Origin of the sequence: Aphanothece stagnina RSMan2012, from assembly GCF_046764815.1 — a bacterium.
GTDB lineage: Bacteria > Cyanobacteriota > Cyanobacteriia > PCC-6307 > Cyanobiaceae > NIES-981.
This window is the reverse complement of the sequence record NZ_JBKOUC010000082.1, coordinates 1-729: the sequence shown is the minus strand read 5'-3', so window position 1 is coordinate 729 and position 729 is coordinate 1. Positions and strand designations below refer to the sequence as shown.

At 70.4% G+C, this 729-nt stretch carries 1 protein-coding gene; it reads right to left on the bottom strand.

Annotated features, from left to right (window positions below):
* Positions 1-729: glycosyltransferase family 4 protein (locus tag ACLNEE_RS16805; RefSeq protein ID WP_412007441.1), on the bottom strand; the 729-nt coding region annotated here is incomplete at both ends.

Below are 729 nucleotides of genomic sequence, written 5' to 3'. Positions count from 1 at the left end.
CAGCCCACGCGCGGCAGCATGGTTACGCCCCTCACAGACCCAGGTGAAGCTGGCCTGGGGCCGCGCCTGCAGCACCTGCTGGGCCACCTGCGCCACGAAGAACGGCGCCTTCACAAATTCGAAGCGGCCCACGTAAAGCAGCTTCAGGCGGCGGCCGATATCCATCGGCTCGGGGCAGGCTTCCTGGAAGGCCGGCGGGGCGGCCTGGGGGATCACCGCGATGCGCTCAGCGGCAACACCGTGGTGGCGTGTGAGGTAGGCCGCACACTGCGAAGCGCTCACGATGTGGCCATGGGCATGGCGGGCGATCATGCGGTTGCTGCGCGAGAGGGCGGCTCGCATCAGCGCACGGGCGACGCGCACTGGTGGCGGCTGCGGCGCAGCATGGGCTCGCCTCCATGTCGTCAGGTCATCCTCGTAACGGCCTTCGAAACCGTGCGACCGATGCACGAAGACCGCGTCTGGTGCGCGCAGGCGAAGCTCACGGGCGGCCAGGTAACCGTGAGACTGGTTGACGTGCACCACGTCGAACCTGCCCTGGCGAAGGTGGGCCCGCAGGGCCGCGCGGTAGGTGAGCGGCAGCTCGAGCAGGTAGTGCAGGTTCCAGTGGCGCAGCCGCCGCCGCCGCATGTCGCTGGCCCAGACCGTGCACACGTCGACGCCCGCACGCTCCAGCGCCCGGGCCGTCTGCCACTCGGTGCCGGCAGCGCCCGAGTCCGGCTCCGGAAG